18 protein-coding genes and 1 pseudogene are annotated in these 15,625 nt (G+C 40.2%); 7 read left to right on the forward strand and 12 right to left on the reverse strand.

Annotation, left to right across the window (positions count from 1 at the left end; genetic code table 11):
- Window positions 1-111: 111 nt before the first annotated feature.
- Window positions 112-1,602: a leucyl aminopeptidase gene (locus NSQ52_RS15310; protein WP_041507711.1), complete on the reverse strand. Its 1,491-nt coding sequence runs from the start codon at window positions 1,600-1,602 to the stop codon at window positions 112-114.
- 326 nt (window positions 1,603-1,928) lie between these two features.
- Here NSQ52_RS15310 and NSQ52_RS15315 point away from each other — a divergent pair, with 326 nt between their 5' ends.
- The gene (locus tag NSQ52_RS15315) at window positions 1,929-2,405 is read left to right on the forward strand and encodes a divergent PAP2 family protein (protein WP_024719744.1); all 477 of its coding nucleotides are present in this window, start codon (window positions 1,929-1,931) and stop codon (window positions 2,403-2,405) included.
- A gap of 40 nt (window positions 2,406-2,445) precedes the next feature.
- On the opposite strand, the gene NSQ52_RS15320 is transcribed toward NSQ52_RS15315, so the two are convergent.
- The 4 genes from NSQ52_RS15320 to NSQ52_RS15335 form a co-directional block, all read right to left on the reverse strand.
- The gene (locus tag NSQ52_RS15320; protein ID WP_024719745.1) at window positions 2,446-3,090 is read right to left on the reverse strand and encodes a 3D domain-containing protein; all 645 of its coding nucleotides are present in this window, start codon (window positions 3,088-3,090) and stop codon (window positions 2,446-2,448) included.
- A 99-nt stretch (window positions 3,091-3,189) separates the two neighbouring features.
- Window positions 3,190-3,510, reverse strand: a complete 321-nt coding sequence (locus NSQ52_RS15325; protein WP_003212933.1) for a YuiB family protein — start codon at window positions 3,508-3,510, stop codon at window positions 3,190-3,192.
- An 81-nt stretch (window positions 3,511-3,591) separates the two neighbouring features.
- The gene (locus tag NSQ52_RS15330; RefSeq protein ID WP_008346797.1) at window positions 3,592-3,717 is read right to left on the reverse strand and encodes a YuiA family protein; all 126 of its coding nucleotides are present in this window, start codon (window positions 3,715-3,717) and stop codon (window positions 3,592-3,594) included.
- A gap of 135 nt (window positions 3,718-3,852) precedes the next feature.
- Window positions 3,853-5,070: an NAD(P)/FAD-dependent oxidoreductase gene (locus tag NSQ52_RS15335; protein ID WP_160758061.1), complete on the reverse strand. Its 1,218-nt coding sequence runs from the start codon at window positions 5,068-5,070 to the stop codon at window positions 3,853-3,855.
- A 390-nt stretch (window positions 5,071-5,460) separates the two neighbouring features.
- On the opposite strand from NSQ52_RS15335, the gene yumC reads away from it, so the two are divergent.
- Entirely contained in the window at window positions 5,461-6,459 is a 999-nt protein-coding gene (gene yumC / locus NSQ52_RS15340) for a ferredoxin--NADP reductase 2 (RefSeq protein ID WP_039168937.1), read from the forward strand.
- 46 nt (window positions 6,460-6,505) lie between these two features.
- Here the strand turns inward: yumC and NSQ52_RS15345 are convergent, their stop codons facing one another.
- Window positions 6,506-6,712, reverse strand: coding sequence for a hypothetical protein (locus NSQ52_RS15345; RefSeq protein ID WP_008346803.1), 207 nt, complete (start codon window positions 6,710-6,712; stop codon window positions 6,506-6,508).
- A 202-nt stretch (window positions 6,713-6,914) separates the two neighbouring features.
- Between NSQ52_RS15345 and NSQ52_RS15350 the strand changes: the two genes are divergently transcribed.
- The 3 genes from NSQ52_RS15350 to NSQ52_RS15360 all read left to right on the forward strand — a co-directional run bounded on the left by NSQ52_RS15350 (window position 6,915) and on the right by NSQ52_RS15360 (window position 9,097).
- On the forward strand, window positions 6,915-7,331 hold the full coding sequence (locus tag NSQ52_RS15350) for a hypothetical protein (protein WP_024719747.1): 417 nt from the start codon (window positions 6,915-6,917) through the stop codon (window positions 7,329-7,331).
- A gap of 118 nt (window positions 7,332-7,449) precedes the next feature.
- Window positions 7,450-8,217, forward strand: a complete 768-nt coding sequence (locus NSQ52_RS15355) for a MerR family transcriptional regulator (protein ID WP_342473527.1) — start codon at window positions 7,450-7,452, stop codon at window positions 8,215-8,217.
- Window positions 8,201-9,097, forward strand: a complete 897-nt coding sequence (locus tag NSQ52_RS15360; protein WP_342473529.1) for a DUF2268 domain-containing protein — start codon at window positions 8,201-8,203, stop codon at window positions 9,095-9,097. The genes NSQ52_RS15355 and NSQ52_RS15360 overlap by 17 nt, the downstream gene beginning before the upstream one ends.
- Before the next feature lie 231 nt (window positions 9,098-9,328).
- On the opposite strand, the gene erpA is transcribed toward NSQ52_RS15360, so the two are convergent.
- From erpA to NSQ52_RS15375, 3 genes are all read right to left on the reverse strand, one after another.
- Window positions 9,329-9,691 (reverse strand): iron-sulfur cluster insertion protein ErpA, encoded by a 363-nt coding sequence (gene erpA / locus NSQ52_RS15365; protein WP_017358921.1) that lies wholly within the window; start codon window positions 9,689-9,691, stop codon window positions 9,329-9,331.
- A gap of 73 nt (window positions 9,692-9,764) precedes the next feature.
- On the reverse strand, window positions 9,765-10,619 hold the full coding sequence (dapF, locus tag NSQ52_RS15370) for a diaminopimelate epimerase (RefSeq protein ID WP_342473530.1): 855 nt from the start codon (window positions 10,617-10,619) through the stop codon (window positions 9,765-9,767).
- A gap of 270 nt (window positions 10,620-10,889) precedes the next feature.
- Window positions 10,890-11,126: a YuzB family protein gene (locus tag NSQ52_RS15375; RefSeq protein ID WP_008346813.1), complete on the reverse strand. Its 237-nt coding sequence runs from the start codon at window positions 11,124-11,126 to the stop codon at window positions 10,890-10,892.
- A gap of 255 nt (window positions 11,127-11,381) precedes the next feature.
- Here NSQ52_RS15375 and NSQ52_RS15380 point away from each other — a divergent pair, with 255 nt between their 5' ends.
- Window positions 11,382-12,449: an NAD(P)/FAD-dependent oxidoreductase gene (locus NSQ52_RS15380; protein ID WP_024719749.1), complete on the forward strand. Its 1,068-nt coding sequence runs from the start codon at window positions 11,382-11,384 to the stop codon at window positions 12,447-12,449.
- Between the two features lie 48 nt (window positions 12,450-12,497).
- On the opposite strand, the gene NSQ52_RS15385 is transcribed toward NSQ52_RS15380, so the two are convergent.
- Both NSQ52_RS15385 and NSQ52_RS15390 read right to left on the reverse strand, forming a co-directional pair.
- The gene (locus tag NSQ52_RS15385; RefSeq protein ID WP_008346816.1) at window positions 12,498-12,728 is read right to left on the reverse strand and encodes a hypothetical protein; all 231 of its coding nucleotides are present in this window, start codon (window positions 12,726-12,728) and stop codon (window positions 12,498-12,500) included.
- 101 nt (window positions 12,729-12,829) lie between these two features.
- A complete protein-coding gene (locus NSQ52_RS15390; protein ID WP_008346819.1) occupies window positions 12,830-13,159 on the reverse strand; it encodes a YuzD family protein in 330 nt (109 codons plus the stop codon).
- A 121-nt stretch (window positions 13,160-13,280) separates the two neighbouring features.
- Here NSQ52_RS15390 and NSQ52_RS15395 point away from each other — a divergent pair.
- Window positions 13,281-13,580 (forward strand): annotated as a pseudogene (locus tag NSQ52_RS15395) (NifU family protein).
- Window positions 13,581-13,624: 44 nt separating this feature from the next.
- Here NSQ52_RS15395 and NSQ52_RS15400 read toward each other — a convergent pair.
- A complete protein-coding gene (locus NSQ52_RS15400; RefSeq protein ID WP_342473531.1) occupies window positions 13,625-15,595 on the reverse strand; it encodes a S9 family peptidase in 1,971 nt (656 codons plus the stop codon).
- Between the last annotated feature and the right edge of the window lie 30 nt (window positions 15,596-15,625).

Raw genomic sequence — 15,625 nt, forward strand, 5'->3', positions numbered from 1 at the left:
CTAATGTAGTAGATAATTAAAGTACCAACGTATGTTACCATAGAAAATTTACTTCGTCAAATGGCGTATGTCCTACATAAAAAGCTCTGCCAACTGGCAGAGCTTCTGTCTTTATTTCTTCGGTTCAAATCGTTCCACAAATGTTGCTAATGATCTGACCATCACACCTGTTGCTCCTGTTGGTCCAAAGCATGAAGGCTTTTCTGTCGTGGCTGTTCCTGCAATATCTAAGTGCACCCAAGGGGTGTCTTCAGCGAATTCTCCGATAAATGCACCTGCCATGATCGCATGGCCATCACGGCCTGGTGAGTTATTCAGATCAGCCATTTTGCTGTTTCTTACTCGTTTTTTATCTTTTTCGGTGATTGGCAGCTGCCAAATCATTTCCCCACATTCTTCTGATGCCTCTTTAAACTGGGCATACAGTTCATCGTTATTTGTCATCACGCCTGTTGTCTCATTCCCAAGTGCCACAATGACACCGCCTGTTAATGTCGCAACATCCACAAGCACAGAGGCACCATGCTGCTTCGCATAGGTCACACCATCTGCTAAAACAAGACGACCTTCTGCATCCGTGTTAAGCACTTCGATTGTTTTGCCGCTTAGTGAGACAATGACGTCATCTGGCTTCATCGCATCTGCTGAGATCATATTATCGGTTGAGGCAATGACCGCAATGACATTTTGCTCTGGGCGCAGTTCTCCGATGATTTCCATTGCGCCTAAAACAGAGGCTGAGCCGCCCATATCTGTTTTCATCCCCACCATACTTGCTCTTGGCTTTAAGGAATACCCACCTGTATCATACGTAATACCTTTACCGACAAGGCCGATGACGTCTGTCCATTCTTCCTTGCCTTGATATTTCAATACAATTAGCTTTGGTGGTTCTGTTGAGCCTCTATTAACGGCTAGAATACCGCCCATTCCGAGCTCTTCCATTTGTTCTTTATCTAAAATTTCAATCTCGAATTCATATTTATAAGCAAGCTCTGCCGCATAGGATGCAAGATCAGAGGACGTGAGCATGTTCGGCGGCATATTCACAAGTGTACGAGCCGAATTGACCGATTGTCCGTAGACTTCGCCCACTTTCAAACTTGCCTGAATTTCGGCAGCATCATGATCCGTTGTTGCATAAACAAATTCGATAAAGCGATCCGGTTCATTCGTTTTATGTTTAAAATCTTGTAATTCATATGTAGCTAAAAGGCAGCTTTCAGAAAGGGCATGGGCTGCATCTTGAACAGGCAGATCCTTTCCTGTGAATGTATCAAGCAAAACCGAAACTGCTTGCTTTTTATCTTGATGAAGCTTTTTAAATAAATGCGCAAACACTTCCTTTGCCTCTTCAAACGTGTAATCTGACTCCTTCCCAAGCCCGACAAAATAAATACGTTTAATGCCGGTTTCAGGGGATGGGAAAAATTTCGAAAGCTGATTTCGCTTGGACGAAATATCGCCTTCTTTTAATAATTCAGTGATTCTTCCTCCATGTAACTCATCCATTTCTTTTGCTTTTCCTGATAATTGGCTCTTTTGAAAAAGTCCGATGGCCAGTGTATCTTTATGTTGCAACTCATTTGTCGAGAAAAACATATTTATCACACGCTCCTTCAATGAACTCCATATTTCACATTGGAACTTCTATTATATCAAAATTTATGTGCTGATACGATCATTGCCAGCCTGTCTTCCCTTGAAGAACATTTATATTTTGGCACGCGGAAGGGCATCATGAAAAAGCGGCAGCGATCCATAGCAGCCTGTCCATGGTCTCCTCGTTCCACATCTACTTTCTTTAATGTTATAATGAACATGGACTTGGCAACAGTTCTTACTGCCATCATTTTTTTATCTTACTAGGGTAAATACTTTATCATTTTGCACGTTATTTTTTCTTAAAGAGAGGATGTTTCTTGTTCATGAGCGTACTGACGAATTTTCCGCTGCTTGCCAGCCTTGCAGCCATCTTTTTTGCACAATTTGTAAAAGTACCGATTCAATTTATCATTTCTAGACGACTAGATTGGTCGCTCATTACAAGCACAGGCGGAATGCCAAGTTCACACTCCGCAGCAGTAACAGCACTCTCAACAGCAGTTGCTTTAGAGCACGGGCTAGGAACATCTATTTTTGCCATTTCCGCCATCTTTGCCATTATTACGATGTTTGATGCGACAGGTGTTCGCAGACAGGCAGGAGAACAGGCAACTGTCCTGAACAAACTGGTCACAGATTTTAACCGGTTTGTTGCCGAGGCAAAGAACTTCCCAAGTGCGGAAGAAAAAGAGAAGCAAAAGAAATTGAAAGAGCTTCTTGGGCATAAGCCGATTGAAGTCTTCTTCGGCGGCTTAACAGGAATTTTGCTCACACTCATCTTAGATTATTACTTCATGTAGAAACGAAAAAGCTTTGGACCTTTTGAGATCCAAAGCTTTTTTATTCTTTATTGGCTTGAAACTGCTGCCGGAACACTTGCATCGATTCTGCTTCATTCAACTGATTTAAGTCTTTTTCTGTCAGCGTTCCTTCACCCTTTTTAATCACATAAACGTCCAGCACTTTTTTACCCCATTCTCTATACACATCATCAACCGTTTCATAATATAAATCAAGCTTATGACCTTTAATCGCTTTCCCAGTATCTGCGACTACACCATAGCCATAATTGGGGATAAACAGGACAGTTCCAATCGGAAAGACAGATGGGTCCGCTGCCACGGTTGAATATAAATCACGTTTTACTTTGACGCCTGAATATGTAATGCCATATGCATGATGTTCTTTCGTCTTACCTGTTGATTCTACACCTGCTGTATAACCTGTGGCGACAACCTTTTGCTTCGGATAATCGTTCCAATTAAATGCTTCTTCGAGAGAAACAGCACGCAAATCGTCACTTTTCACCGCCATCGTCTGCCTTTTTGGATGCTTTAAAAAAGAAGATACGTGCTTACCGGCATCGGTCTCTTTCACCCATGCAGCTAAATCACTTGGTTCTACGCCAGATATGCCCGTAAAGCTTGTCATCAAGGCAAGCATAAACAGAACTGTCATGAACAATCGTTTCATCCATGTTTTCATTTCTATTTGTCACTCCTCTACCCATCTATTTGTTTCCAAACAAAATGGAAACTATGCAAAGGAGAAACAAAAAAACCCACTTGCGTGTAGACAAGTGAGTTAAAACATTTGATAGCCTCTTTTACGAAGAGCATTGATGACAAAACCTGAGGCAATGGCACCAATCAGACCACTTAATAAAATAATGATATCTGCCGCAGCAAGAGAAACGATGCGGTCTCCTATCCCGGAAAAAGCAATGCCTGGTTCTCTTACATAAGCGATCATCTTTTGATTATTGATAATGAAAAGGCATACAATTGGATATAAAATTGCCATAATCCATGACATTCTCAGCAGCATATTCAGCAAAAAGCCAATGCCGAAGAATAACACGAAAAATAAAATAACTGAAATGATAACGACTGGTAAACTGATCACTTCATCTCCACCCCCAAATATCCCATCATTAGTTTAACTTGGAAATAGAGATGAAGTCAATCAATGGAAAAAGCCGTAAGATTAATGCTTCTTTCCTGTCCCTTTACATTCCTCACATGTTTCTGATCCGCCGAGCAATAACTGAAAATATCCTTTTCCTGAACAATACTGACAAGTTGACTTTTTTTCTTTCGTTTGTGCATTCATATTGCTCACTCCTTAATCTAAATTTTCTGATAATTCATCATAACATATTTTTCTGTCCAGCACCAAGTGAGAAAATATTCCGTCAAACATTAAAAAACGTGTACCACAGGGATACACGTTTTTGTCTATATCGGTTTAGAAGAACTTGAATTTTCCTTTTTTCAGAACAAGTCCTGGTCCGCCAACCATGAATAATGAACGGTTGTCGATGATTTTTTTCATTGCAGAAGCTTTTGTTCCTTGAAGTTTTTTACCAAACGCAACACCTACAGCGTCGTGTTCACCAAGAGAAGCAACTGTTCCTTTGATGTCTGGCTTAAAGCTTTCAAGCGTGCCACCTTTTACTAGTGCTGCAAGGTTTTTCGCTACTGTTTCACCTTGTTGCATCGCAATTTGTGCAGTAGGTGGGTATGGACGATTAATTTCTTCATTGATGATTAATGAGCAGTCACCGATGATGAATACATCTTCATTTTCTGGTACACGAAGATCTGGAGACACTTTTACGCGGCCGCGCATGTTTTCAAATCCAGCTTCTTCAACGATTGGGTTACCACGTACACCAGCAGCCCATACAACAGTTTCAGCTTTGATTTCTTCTGTATCATCGTCTTTTCCAACAATGATGCCTTCAGGCGTACATTCTTTGATCGCTGTACCGATTTTGAACTCAACACCCTTACCTTGAAGGTAGTTCATCGCATAGTCGATCAATTCAGGATCAAATCCTGGAAGAGCTGTTGGTGCAGCTTCTACACAGATAATACGCACGTCTTTTTGATCAATATCATACTCTTTGCAAAGCTCAGGCACACGGTTTCCAAGCTCACCAAGGAACTCAATACCTGTGAAGCCTGCACCGCCGACAACGATTGTCAGACGCTCTGGACGCTTTTCAGCTTCTGTATTATATGTCGCAAATTGAAGTTCAATGTGCTCACGAAGCTGACGAGCAGAGTTGATGTTAGAGATTGAGAATGCATATTCTTTCAGTCCTGCAATACCAAATGTTTCAGGAACAGCACCAAGCGCAACAACAAGGTAGTCATAAGAAAGTTCGCCATCTGATGTCACAACTTTCTTCTCTTCCTTATTAATGCTTTCAACTGTTGCTTGTACAAAGTTGACACGGGAACTGTTAATCACATCTTTGATTTGATAACGACAACGGTCATGATGAAGAGTACCTGCACTTGCTTCATGTAACCATGTTGTTTCGTAATGATAATTATGCTTGTTCACAAGAGTAATGTCCGCATCATTTGTGCCAAGCTGTTTTGTTAATCTTGTTACAGTCATTAATCCGCCATAACCTGCACCTAATACAACGATTTTCGGTTTATTCACTGGAATCACATCCACCTTTTTTAAATTTGCTGTAAAACGGATAAAGAATTACATATCGTTATTCTCAACCGCTTTGCGGCATTTTATGAAATTTAAACAAAAAAATAAGTATGTGAAAATCTGAACTTTCACCTACAAAAAACGAAAGCATTTGACCGTATCCGACAAAAATTCATAAAAAATTAATATTTAGTTCCCTTAACAATAATAGCGAGTTCTGCTCCTTTTTTCAAGGCTTTAAACTGAAAATCCTTAGGATAAACGGTCTTTCTCTCTTTTTTCCCCTTTTCACAGCATCGGCATCAAAAAACGACAAGTTTTTCAAAACAAGTCAAACGACGATATGTGGTATGATATGATATAGTGATAACAATTTTCATTTGGGAGGATTAAGGAATGCAAGAAGATTCTAAGGTATATGACATTACCGTTATCGGGGGCGGCCCAGTCGGGTTGTTTACTGCGTTTTACGGGGGCATGAGACAGGCAAGTGTGAAAATCATTGAAAGCCTTCCTCAGCTCGGCGGTCAACTATCCGCTCTTTACCCTGAAAAATACATTTATGATGTGGCTGGTTTCCCAAAAATCCGCGCACAAGAATTAATTGATAATCTAAAGGAACAAATGGATAAATTTGATCAAACCATTTGCTTAGAGCAAGCTGTGGAAACGGTTGAAAAACAAGCAGACGGTATCTTCAAACTCGTTACGAATCAAGAGGTTCATTATTCAAAAACGATCATCATTACAGCTGGTAACGGTGCATTCCAACCGAGAAAGCTTGAGCTAAGTGCAGCAGAATCATTTGAAGGAAGCAACCTGCATTACTTCATCAATGACCTGAACCAATTCGCTGGCAGACGTGTTGCTGTTCTTGGCGGCGGAGACTCTGCGGTTGACTGGGCACTGATGCTTGAGCCAATCGCAAAAGAAGTATCGATTATTCACCGTCGTGATAAATTCCGTGCACATGAGCACAGTGTAGAAAACTTGCACAACTCGAAAGTCAATGTGCTGACACCATTTGTGCCAACTGAGCTCATTGGGGAAGACCGCATTGAACAAATTGTGCTTGAAGAAGTGAAAGGCGATAAAAAGCAAGTACTAGATGTGGATGACGTGATCGTCAACTTCGGTTTTGTTTCCTCCCTTGGACCAATCAAACAATGGGGCCTTGAAATCGAAAAGAACTCTATCGTGGTCAAATCCACGATGGAAACAAACATCGAAGGCTTCTATGCGGCAGGAGACATCTGTACGTATGAAGGAAAAGTCAAATTAATCGCAAGCGGATTTGGTGAAGCACCAACTGCTGTGAACAACGCGAAAGCTTACATGGACCCGAAAGCTCGTGTACAGCCGCTTCATTCCACAAGCTTATTTGAAAATAAATAAGAACGGATCAAAAAAAGGAGTTCCATCTGCGGAACTCCTTTTTTGTTTATTTAAAAATCCCAATATAGGCATTCGCCATTCCAAGTACCATTGCAGCAAGCAGCACCACAACAATTCCTGCCACAACCAAAATCACCCGATCCTTCACACGTTCCTTTTTCGGAAGCGGCTTGTCTATCCCGCAAGATGGACATGTTTTTGAACGATACGGAATCAGTTCATGACAGTTCCTGCAATTGATTTGTTCACTCAAACCTCAGCAACCTCTTTTCTGATGACAGTTTATGTTTGGTTCTCATGATACTCTTTTCGAGTGGAAATAGCCAGTTGTGAGGACAAGCTGTAACAAAATTGAGCGATTTACAAATTGTTTAAGAAGAAATGGAATCAATGAAGGTTTGATTGGTTCAGCCGATATAGGAAGTAGAAGATCGTCATGAAGGATAGGTGGAAAGATGATAAAGCGTTTCATGATTAGTTTAAGCTTGTTACTGATGATTGGCGGTTCAGTTGAAGTGTTTGCAAAAGACTATAACAAACACTATGCTCAATTCGCTGCCGGATTGAATATGGATGTTGATCAGCTAGAACCTTTTTTAACACATGTGTCTACTTCGATTTTAGATGCTGGTTTGAGTGATCAAGAAATCAAACAGATACTCACCAACGTTCAAAAAATGAATAAAAACAATGAAACAAAAAGAATGGGCATCTTTGAAGTGGTGTACCATGAAAAACCAGCAAAGATTAAAATTGAAATTGAAGTCCATGTGGAAGATGGCAATAAAGAAGTGGTGATCTATATGTTTAGCACCCAAGAGTTGGTGGATGTCTTGGATAAAGAACTATTGAAAATAGAAGAAGCAATTTGAGAAAGAGACGCTGAATGAGTGTCTTTTTTTCATTTTTTACACCTTCATTGAGCCCTTTCTATTGACCCTCACGTAACGTCATACTTTATAGTGAATATCATAAGGAGATGTGTTGAATATGAAAGTAAAAGAAGTCGCTGAATTGTTTGATATTAGTATTCGTACACTTCATCATTATGATCAAATTGGTTTGTTGCCCCCAAAAGAAGTCACGGATGCTGGTTACCGGCTTTATTCAGAAGAAAACCTTGAAACACTACAGCAAATATTATTTTTCAGAGAACTGGGATTTAACTTAAAGGAAATAAAAGAAATCATAAACAATCCGTCATTTGATAAACATGAAGCATTTATATTACAACGAAAAATGTTGATGGAAAAACGAAATACTCTCGATAGAATGATTGAAAATATTGATAAGACGCTAAAACATATAACGGGAGAAATTCACCTAACAAATAAAGAGAGGTTCAAGGGAATGAACATGAAATTCAACCAATATGAAGAAGAAGCTCGCTGTCGCTGGGGGAATCAGTCCATTGATAACGTGAACTTCAAATTAAGTCGATTGTCGAAAGATGAACAACATGATTTATCTTTGAGATGGGATAGAGTTTTTCATAACTTAGCATCCCTCCGCAACCTCACTCCTCAATCCAAAGAGGTACAAGCCGCCATCAAAGAATGGTATGAATTTTTAAATAATCACTTTACTCAATACTCCCTCGAGGCATTTAATGGATTAGGTCAACTTTATATTCAAGATGAACGATTTACAAAAAATATAGATCAATATGGTGAGGGCTTGGCTTCATTCATGAGTGAAGCCATGAAAGTATTTGCTGATCAACAGAAAAGAGGTCCCAGCGATGAACATCATCATTGAAGATACAATCGCTCAATACGAAAAATTGTTTTCGCTAAAAGAAAATAAAGAACACTTTTTTCGATACAACATGATGAGGCCTTTTGAAAAGATGTGGAATATGATAAACGTTCCGTTAAAAGCTACACAAAAAAATGGCTATGATGTCATCATGGCAACCAATATGCTTGGCTATCTTGATGTATCACAAACACAAACTGGTAAACAAGCGTTAAAAAAACTACAAGAAATTCAAGCTCTTCAAATGGCAAATACCACCTTGAACTATTGTATGAATTTTATAAAAAAACACAACCTTCATATAAATTCTAATGAATTGAGATTTGGTCTATATATAGCTGATCCGAAAAAGCTAGAACAACAAAAAGGGTATTGTGGCTTTGGAGGAATTCCGGGATTTATCCAATGCTCAATATATCCGAACTCTTATAACATCCCACGGATCCCCGCTCTAATTGCGCATGAGTTCCATCATAATATTCGTTTTTCCTATTTTGAATGGGATTACGGAAATGTAACGGTTGGAGATTACTTAATTATAGAAGGTTTAGCTGAATCATTTGCAAAAGAACTTTATGGTGAAAAGATGCTAGGACCTTGGGTCACTTCTTTTGATCAACAGGACTTAGAATATTCAAAAGAAGTGATTAAAGACGCTTTATATACGAAAGGGTTTGCTGAGGTCAGTAGTTATATGTTTGGTGATAACATTGCAAAAGAACAAGGATATCAACCTGTCGGATTATCACCCTTTGCAGGCTATGCAGTAGGTTATCAAGCTGTACAATCTTTTATGAAAATGAATAATGTAGGAATTGAAGAAGCAACCGTACTTGATACAAATGAAATTTTAAAAAATTGCGGATTATTTTTCACCTAAACATTTTAATGAATTTCAAAGCAAATCGGTGTAATAATGAATTCTAATTATCGTACGAAACATACTGTATGCTCATGCTATATCTAATCATTTCAAATAGACTTGTTGAAAACCTTGTTAGAATTTTAAGCACCTTTAAAAAAGAACATAAAAAAACCTCCTCAAATTTATAATCTAATTGAGGAGGTTTTTATTCAAAATGGATTTACAGAATTCATTGATACTGAAATTCTAACACTCTTCCGGCGTACCGGTATTGGTAGCTGTTCTGAACGAAGAACCGCATCCGCATGAAGCAATCGCGTTCGGATTGTCAATCGTGAAACCGCCGCCCATTAGTGATTGTTTGAAATCAATGATGGTTCCGTTCATGATGTCAAGGCTTTCGGAGTCGACAAGGACCTTGATGCCCTGCTGTTCGAACTGCGTGTCTTTCTCAGAAACTTCATGGTCAAAGCCCATTCCGTATGAAAGACCGCTGCAGCCGCCGCCTTTTACGCCCACTCGTAGGAACGCATTTTCTTCTTCATGTTCTTTCATCATATCTTTAATCTGCAATGCAGCAGCTTCTGTAATCGTTACTGGTGTACTCACGATCATCCCTCCTTTTGACTGGATGTTTCTTTTCAATTATAAACGTGATGTTGCCTTTTCTCAAATAAATGGTTTAGAAATAGAATGTGCCGTCACAAATTGTTTCAGCAGGTCCTGTCATCAGCACATGGTCATTGTCTTTCCAGCGAATGATGAGGTCTCCGCCAGCTAGATGAACGGTCATATCCGTTTCTTTTTTCGCATGTCCATTGACAATCGTTGATACAGCCGCAGCACATGCTCCTGTTCCGCACGCTTGCGTAATCCCTGATCCTCTTTCCCACACGCGGAAATGCAGTTCCGTTTCACTGACACGTTCCACAAATTCTACATTGACGCCTTCTGGAAACATGTCATGCTTTTCAATGATTGGCCCAAGCGAATCGAGGGGCGCCTGTTCAATGTCTTCTAAATAGAAAACGATATGGGGATTCCCCATTGAAACAGCTGTTCCATTTAAGGTCGTCGTGCCAAAATCAAGCGGTTCATTAATCGTTGTACTGGCCGGTTCACCAAGCATTGGCATCGCTTCTTTTTCAAAACGAGGTTTCCCCATATCTACTGTCACTAACTGAACGTGACCATCCTGCACATGAACGGTCGCCTCAACGAGTCCTGACAATGTCTCAATCTGGAACGTTGTGTCTGTTACGATTTGATGCTCATACACATATTTTGCAACGCAACGCAGACCGTTACCGCAGTTTTTGCCCTCTGATCCATCATTGTTGAAAATGCGCATCTTCACAGGCGCAACATCTGATGGGCAAATGAGGATCATTCCGTCTGAACCGATACCTGTATAAACAGAAGAAATGCGGATCGCTATCTCTGACAGCTGCTCTTCTGGAAGCTGTTCCTTCATCTGATTGACGTATATATAATTGTTTCCTAGTCCGTGCATTTTCGTGAATTGAAATGATGTCATGAGCGTCCTCCAAAAATGTTGTTTCTTTATAGTATAAAAGGAGTCGATTCAGGAGACAATCTTATCATCCCCCGTTTTTCATACATAGAAGCTCTTTGCTGCCATGGCAAAGGGCTTTTATTATGCATATGCCTCTTTTTCTCTCGTGTGATGCTTCATTTTGATGATATTTTATTAGCATAACATATTGGATGCGCTTTCTACATTTTCTCCTGAAAAATGGAAACTGAATATATGAAAAAAATGCACCTCATGACCCATGTGGTGCATTTAAAACATGTCGTTTTCCTCTATAAAAGCATAAATACGCTCAACTAGCTGCTCTGCATTTTCTCCAGAAACAAATTCTCCATTCACAAGGGCAAATGGGGAGTCCATACATTTGCCGCAGTAGCTTAAACAACCGTATTCCATTACATCTAAGTTTGGGTCTTTTTCAAGTTTCTCTTTTGCTTCTTGAGACCCTTGTGCAAGATTACTTACACAAAATTCGATCAGTGGAAACACTGTGCTTCACCTCACATTTGCCTTACTATCCTACCGAAATTCCTTCTATTAGTCAAAACATGAGCTTCAATAAATCGTTACGCCTATTCCCCGTAAAATGTTTTACTATTTAGGACTAAGTAATGAATATGTAGGTTATTTTGAAACAATTATTGTGGTTTCACAGTAAATTCGATATAATTTTATTTGGTATTTTAACTTAAAGTTTTTTAGTATAAGTGTTTTTCAATGTCTAGGGGGAAAAGGAGAATCGTCATGAAAAATTTAGTCTTGATCGGCGGAGGTTACGGGAATATGCGGGTTCTCCACCGCTTATTGCCAAATCAATTACCTGATGATGTTACTATCACATTAATTGATCGAAATCCTTACCACTGTTTAAAAACAGAATATTATGCACTTGCTGCTGGAACGATCTCTGATCATCACATTCGAGTATCTTTTCCAGAGCATCCGAAGCTGGATATTCAATACGGGGAAGTAGAAAAAATTGATATTGAAAACAAACAGATCTTATTTAGCGACCGTGAACCGCTTCCATATGATGATACGGTAATCGGACTCGGCTGTGAGGACAAGTATCACAATGTCCCTGGTGCGAAAGAACATACATACAGCATTCAAACCATTGATCAGTCAAGACATACGTATAACAAATTAAACAATTTGAGTGCAGGTGCAACGGTTGGTATCGTCGGTGCTGGACTTAGCGGGGTAGAGCTGGCCAGTGAACTGCGTGAAAGCCGTTCTGATTTAAACATCATTCTTTTTGACCGCGGAGAACTGATTCTTTCCAGTTTCCCAAAAAGATTAAGTTTATATGTACAAAAATGGTTTGAAGAAAATGATGTAAAGATCATTAATTGCGCCAATATTACGAAGGTTGAAGAAGGAGTTGTGTACAACCATGACGATGCCATTGAAGCAGATGTCATCGTGTGGACAGCAGGAATTCAGCCAAGTAAAGTCGTGCGAGATATGGATGTTGAAAAAGACGCCCAAGGCCGTGTCGTCTTAACTCCTCATCACAATCTCCCTGGAGATGAGCATGTCTATGTCGTAGGTGACTGCGCAAGCTTGCCGCACGCACCAAGTGCACAGCTTGCCGAGGCACAGGCAGAGCAAATTGTGCAATCTCTACAGAAACGCTGGAAGAACGAGCCGCTTCCTGAGGCTTACCCGCAGTTTAAGTTAAAAGGCGTACTCGGCTCTTTAGGGAAAAAAGCCGGCTTTGGCTTAGTAGCGGATCGCCCGCTTGTTGGTCGTGTTCCAAGACTCTTAAAATCTGGACTTCTTTGGATGTACAAGCATCACAATGGATAAAATGATGTGAATTTTTTCTCAAAGCTCCTTCTAATGAAGGAGCTTTTATTATGAAACGGCATGTGCCGATGGATGGTTCACTTTGATAGGAGCAAGCGCAAGGATGCAGTCTTTACGAAACGTTCTGATCGTCTTCTTCGATAAACAATACGCTTGTATGAACTGTTCAGTTTGACGATGTACAATGATTTTTCGTTTCGAGCACTCTCCATTTTTCTTCATATAAATCATATCAATCGGTATTTGTTGATGAAGAGATTGTTTTAGTAAATAATTCATGATGCTCACGCTCCTTTCATCTCATTATATACGAACAAACGTTCCAAATCAACCTAAAAAAGGAACGTTTGTTCGATTTATTTTTCTAAAAAAAGAACAGCTCATTCACTGCTCTCTTCGTACCCGTATTTCTCCATTTCTTGATAAATATCTTTTAATTTCGGATTGCCCTCTCCTACAATTTGATCCTCAACAAGGACAAGCGGATAAAAGAATTCATCATCAAGAATTCGTTCAGATAATTCTTTTTGGCGTTCGTTTTCAGGCGGGTGCTCAATATCGATATATGTGATGCGAAACGGCTGATTTGGATATTTTCGTTTTAATGCTGCATCTAACCACTCAAATGTATCTTTTGAAGAAGGCAGATTCACGCAGCTAGCGCACAGGACATCTCTTCCATATACATAAAGGTCAACGGTTTTGTTCATTTGACAAGCCCCCCATTCTTTCTTTATTTTAGCTGAATTTTCTGTATGAAAAAAGTCAAAATCACTTTTTGTTTCAAGATGAGATTGTGCTATAATGAGAAGGAAACTTTGAAACCAATCAATAGATTTTTATCGTCCAGATGAATATAATGGTGATATGTTGTGAAAGGAGCGATTATATCTAATGACTGAAGTCGAAATGAAAGACCAAGTACAGGAAGTACTGGACAAACTTCGTCCATTTCTATTACGTGATGGTGGAGACTGTGAGCTTGTAGACATTGAAGATGGCATTGTGAAATTACGCCTTCTTGGTGCATGCGGCAGCTGCCCAAGTTCAACCATTACATTGAAAGCCGGTATTGAGCGCGCATTATTAGAAGAAGTACCTGGCGTTGTAGAAGTTGAACAGGTTTTCTAATTCATATATGACATGAAAACGACCCTTACTGGGTCGTTTTTTAATTAGGATAACTTCTCTCTAAACCATTCTTGAATAAAGGTCAGTCTTTGAATACGCTGCCCAGGGTGGCCGCTTCTCGATAAATCATGAGAAGCCTTCGGGAATTTGACTAATCTCGTGTCTTTTCCAAGCTCCTTCAATGCCACAAAAAGCTGTTCTCCTTGATCGACTGGGCAACGGTAGTCTTCATCACTGTGCAGGATGAGAAGCGGTGTATTCACCTGTTTTACATACTTTAGCGGCGAACGATCCCATAGCTTATCAACAGAGTCATAAATATCCCCATCAATCTGCCATTTTGTAAAGAAATAACCGATATCACTGATGCCATAAAAGCTAATCCAGTTCGAGATGGAACGCTGTGTAACAGCTGCACGGAAACGGTCTGTCTGTCCGACAATCCAGTTGGTCATAAAACCGCCATAGCTGCCGCCTGTTACGCCAAGCCTTGTTTCATCAAGAAAGTCATAGGCTTCGAGCACATGATCAACAGCCAGCATGACATCCTCATAATCAACATCACCATAGCTGCCTCTTACCCGGTCTGTAAACATCTGTCCGTATCCATGACTGCCATGAGGATTGATGTACACAATCGCATACCCTTCAGCGGCAAGCATTTGAAATTCATGAAAATACGTATGACCGTACATCGCATGCGGCCCTCCATGAATTTCTAAGATTAGTGGATATGTCTTCCCCTCTTCCATCTGAGCAGGCTTCATCAACCAGCCATGTACAACGTCTTCTTCTTTTGACTGGAAAGAAATTGGTTCAGGTTCGGATATGACATGTTCCTTTAGAAAGTCATCATGCTCAAACGTGATTTGCTTGAGTGAGGATTCCCCTAAAGTCAGCTCATACAGCTCACTAGGCGAGACAGGTGAAAGACGGCTGATCAGTATTTTTGATTCGTCTGGATGAAGACTGAAATTCGTCACATGTTCTGCCTCTAAACGAACGGGATAGGCTAAGCCTTCAATAGAGAAATAATAAATTCCGGTACTCCCTTGATCAGAAACAAGCGCATAAAACCCCTGACTATCCTTTGTCCATTGTGGGAGCTGATTGGCCTCACCCATAACACTATCCCCTGCCATACAGTTTCCTACATACATATCGAGCATTTCTGACAATTGAACGGTCTTTTTCTCCTTCAGGTCATGCAGCCACAATGACAGGATGGTCGCATTTTCAAATTCACGTTCGTGTCCAATGTACAAAAGGCTTTCTCCATTTGGAGAAAATGATACAGTCGTGTAAGCGCCTGTTGATTGGGTGATTTTCTTGGATGTACCGTCCTCTAAGGAAAGGAGACAGATATCACTTATGTAAAACGTCTGGGGATTTGATTGAATATACGCAAGCCACTTCCCGCAAGGAGAGATAACATGATTCACATGATGATGCGGCTCATTCGTAACCATCTCTACCTCGCCGGAACGGACATCGATTTTTACAATTTGCATCAGACGTCCATCTAAAAAGCCTCTGCCGTCTGCTTTATAAGTCAAATCATCATATACGGCCGGAGCAAAGTCATCGCACTCTTCCTTTTTTTCATCATGAACAGATTCTTCTTGTTTTAATGAGACCGCTGCATAAATGAACGCTCCATCCGGTGAAAATACAGGTTGAGAGACGCCGTACGGAATATTCGTTAAGGTACGAATTCCGCCGCCATCGCTCTGAATGAGTGCGAGCTGGGGGACTTCCTTTGGCTTCTGCAAAATAAACGCAAGCTGCTTTCCGTCTTTTGACCATGCTGGCTGATGATGCTTCCCATCATCAAATGTCCATTGAGACAGCTCCCCTGTCTCTTCATCTCGAACCCATAAATGAATATTGTAATCATCCTTTTTTTCATTCACCGTTACTTTTGTAAAAACAGCCTTTTTTCCATCTGGTGAATAAATTGGATGAGAAACAGACACGATTTGCGTTAAATCCTCTGCTGCTATCAATTTCTTCATCAATAGATCTCCTCCTTTTATGTATCAAAA

Origin of the sequence: Bacillus sp. FSL W8-1141, assembly GCF_038593205.1 — a bacterium.
GTDB classification, from domain to species: Bacteria; Bacillota; Bacilli; order Bacillales; family Bacillaceae; genus Bacillus; species Bacillus altitudinis.